General features: G+C 74.8%; 3 protein-coding genes. All 3 read left to right on the top strand.

Features of this window, described 5'->3' with window-relative positions; translation table 11 throughout:
* Positions 1-111: 111 nt before the first annotated feature.
* The 3 genes from ABZ885_RS38980 (at position 112) to ABZ885_RS38970 (ending at position 2,700) form a co-directional block, all read left to right on the top strand.
* Complete coding sequence (locus ABZ885_RS38980) at positions 112-873, top strand: (Fe-S)-binding protein (protein ID WP_360199615.1); 762 nt, start codon at positions 112-114, stop codon at positions 871-873.
* Between the two features lie 238 nt (positions 874-1,111).
* Positions 1,112-2,521 carry a lactate utilization protein B gene (locus ABZ885_RS38975; RefSeq protein ID WP_360199617.1) on the top strand — a complete coding sequence of 470 codons (1,410 nt, stop codon included), beginning with the start codon at positions 1,112-1,114 and terminating at the stop codon, positions 2,519-2,521.
* Positions 2,518-2,700, top strand: a complete 183-nt coding sequence (locus tag ABZ885_RS38970; protein WP_360199613.1) for a hypothetical protein — start codon at positions 2,518-2,520, stop codon at positions 2,698-2,700. Before ABZ885_RS38975 ends, ABZ885_RS38970 begins: the two co-directional genes overlap by 4 nt.
* Positions 2,701-2,708: the final 8 nt, after the last annotated feature.

Genomic DNA, 2,708 nt, shown 5'->3' with positions numbered 1-2,708 from the left:
CCTCGCCCACGACATCGCGGTGGTCGACCACGGCAAGGTGATCGCCCGCGGCACCGCCGACCAGCTCAAGGAGGCCGACGGCTCCCGCACCACCGGCACCGGGAGGGGACGATGCGGGTCGCACTGTTCGCCACCTGCGTCAACGACGCGTTGTACCCGGCCACGGCGATCGCCACCGTCCGGCTGCTGGAGCGGCTCGGCGTCGACGTCGACTTCCCGGCCGGGCAGAGCTGTTGCGGCCAGCCGCAGTTCAACACCGGCTACCGGCGGGCCTGCGAGCCGCTGGTCCGCCGGACCGCGCGGGCGTTCGACGGATACGACCACGTGGTGACGCCCTCCGGCTCCTGCGTGGCGATGGTCCGCGACAACTACCCGCGGATCGGGGCCGCGGCCGCCGCCGAGGGGCGCGGCACCGGACTCACCGACATCGCCGCCCGACTCGGGCCCCGCGTCGTCGAGTTGACCGAGTTCCTGACCGACGTGCTGGGCGTCGAGGACGTCGGCGCCCACTTCCCGTACCCGGTCACTTACCACCCGTCCTGCCACGGGCTGCGCGTCCTCGGCCTCGGCGACCGGCCACTGCGGCTGCTCCGGGCGGTCCGCGGCCTGGAGCTGCGGGAACTGCCCGGCGCCGAGGAGTGCTGCGGCTTCGGCGGCACCTTCGCGGTGAAGAATCCGGCTGTCTCCACGGCGATGGGCGAGGACAAGCTGCGCAACGCCCGCGCCACCGGCGCCCAGGTGCTCTGCGGCGGCGACAACTCCTGCCTGCTGCACCTCGGCGGGCTGCAACGCCGCCGGGGTGACGCGCTGCGCCCGCTGCACCTCGCCGAGATCCTGGCCAGCACCGAGGCCGAGCCCTGGAGGCCGAGTTGAGCGCCGCACCCCGGAGCCCCGAGCCCCGGAGCACCGAACCCCGGAGCCCTGAGCCCCGGAGCACCGAACCCCGGAGCCCTGAGCCCCGGAGCACCGAACCTCGGACCACCGAACCCCGGAGCCCCGAGCCCCGGAGCCCCGAACCTCGGACCACCGAGCCCCGGAGCCCCGAGCCCCGGAGCCCCGAGTCGACGGCCGATCCCCGGAGGCCGAGTTGAGCTCGGGCACCTTCCTCGGGATGCCCGCCTTCCCGGAGGCCGCCGCGCGCGCCACCCGGGACGCGAACCTGCGGGCCAACCTGCGCCACGCCACGCACACCATCCGCGACAAGCGGGCCCGGGCGGTCGCCGAACTCGCCGACTGGCCCGAGCTGCGCGCCGCCGCCAAGGCCGTCAAGGACCACACCCTGCGCCATCTCGACCACTACCTGGTCCGGTTGGAGCAGGCCGTGACGGCGGCCGGCGGCACCGTGCACTGGGCCGCCGACGCGGCGGAGGCCAACCGGATCGTCACCCGGCTGGTCCTCGCGGCCGACGACGGCGGCGCGGAAACGCGCGAGGTGGTCAAGGTCAAGTCGATGGCCACCCAGGAGATCGGGCTGAACGAGGCGCTCGCCGAGGCCGGCATCACCGCGTACGAGACCGATCTCGCCGAGCTGATCGTCCAGTTGGGCGACGACCGGCCCTCGCACATCCTCGTCCCGGCGATCCACCGCAACCGCGCCGAAATCCGCGAGATCTTCGCCGAGCGGATGGCCGCCTGGGGCCGCCCGGCGCCGGAGGGCCTCACCGACTCGCCGGCCGAACTCGCCGAGGCGGCCCGGCTGCACCTGCGCGAGAAGTTCCTCCGCGCCCGGGTGGCGGTCTCCGGGGCCAACTTCATGGTCGCCGAGACCGGCACGCTGGTGGTCGTGGAGTCCGAGGGCAACGGCCGGATGTGCCTCACCCTGCCGCGCACCCTGATCTCGGTGGTCGGCATCGAGAAGGTGGTGCCGACCTGGCGGGACCTCGAAATCTTCCTGCAGCTGCTGCCGCGCTCGTCCACCGCCGAGCGGATGAACCCGTACACCTCGCTCTGGACCGGCACCACTCCGGGCGACGGCCCGTCCGAGTTCCACCTCGTCCTGCTCGACAACGGCCGGACGGCCGCCCTCGCCGACCGGGTCGGCCGCCAGGCGCTGCGCTGCATCCGCTGCTCGGCCTGCCTCAACGTCTGCCCGGTCTACGAACGGGCCGGCGGCCACGCCTACGGCTCGGTCTACCCGGGGCCGATCGGCGCCATCCTCACACCCCAACTGCGCGGCACCGCGAGCCCGGTGGACGCCTCGCTGCCGTTCGCCTCGTCGCTCTGCGGGGCCTGCTACGAGGTCTGCCCGGTGGCGATCGACATCCCCGAGGTGCTGGTCCACCTGCGCGAACGGGTCGTCCGGCAGCCCGGACACCGGCTGGAGCGGGCCGCCATGGCGGCGGCCGGCTACGTACTGGACCGCCCCGCGCTGCTCGCGGCGGCCGAACGGGCCGCGGCCCGGGCCGGACGGCTGCGGCCGCGCCGGCTGCCCGGGCCCGGCGCGGCCTGGACCGACACCCGTGAACTGCCGGAACCGCCGGCCGAACCGTTCCGCGACTGGTGGCGGAGGAACCGCCGATGACCACCCACCGCAGCCCCGACCCGCGGCAGCCCTCGGCCGGCTCCCGCGAGGTCGTCCTCGCCCGGATCCGCGCCGCACTCGGCGGCCCCGGCCCGCACGACGCCCGGCCGGAGCGGGAATTCCGGCGGGGCCGGGCACGCTGCAGACGAGGAGAAGCCGGTAACGAGTCGACGAGTTGAGAACGGGG

Source organism: Kitasatospora sp. NPDC047058, from assembly GCF_040643935.1.
Lineage (GTDB): Bacteria > Actinomycetota > Actinomycetes > Streptomycetales > Streptomycetaceae > Kitasatospora.
The sequence above is the reverse complement of the archived record's forward strand: the minus strand, read 5'-3'. Positions and strand labels throughout refer to the sequence as shown.

Excerpts from the sequence above, each read along its gene's own strand:
- ABZ885_RS38975 (WP_360199617.1), top strand. The coding sequence starts at position 1,112 with ATGCCCGCCTTCCCGGAGGCCGCCGCGCGCGCCACCCGGGACGCGAAC.
- ABZ885_RS38970 (WP_360199613.1), top strand. The coding sequence starts at position 2,518 with ATGACCACCCACCGCAGCCCCGACCCGCGGCAGCCCTCGGCCGGCTCC.
- ABZ885_RS38980 (WP_360199615.1), top strand. The coding sequence starts at position 112 with ATGCGGGTCGCACTGTTCGCCACCTGCGTCAACGACGCGTTGTACCCG.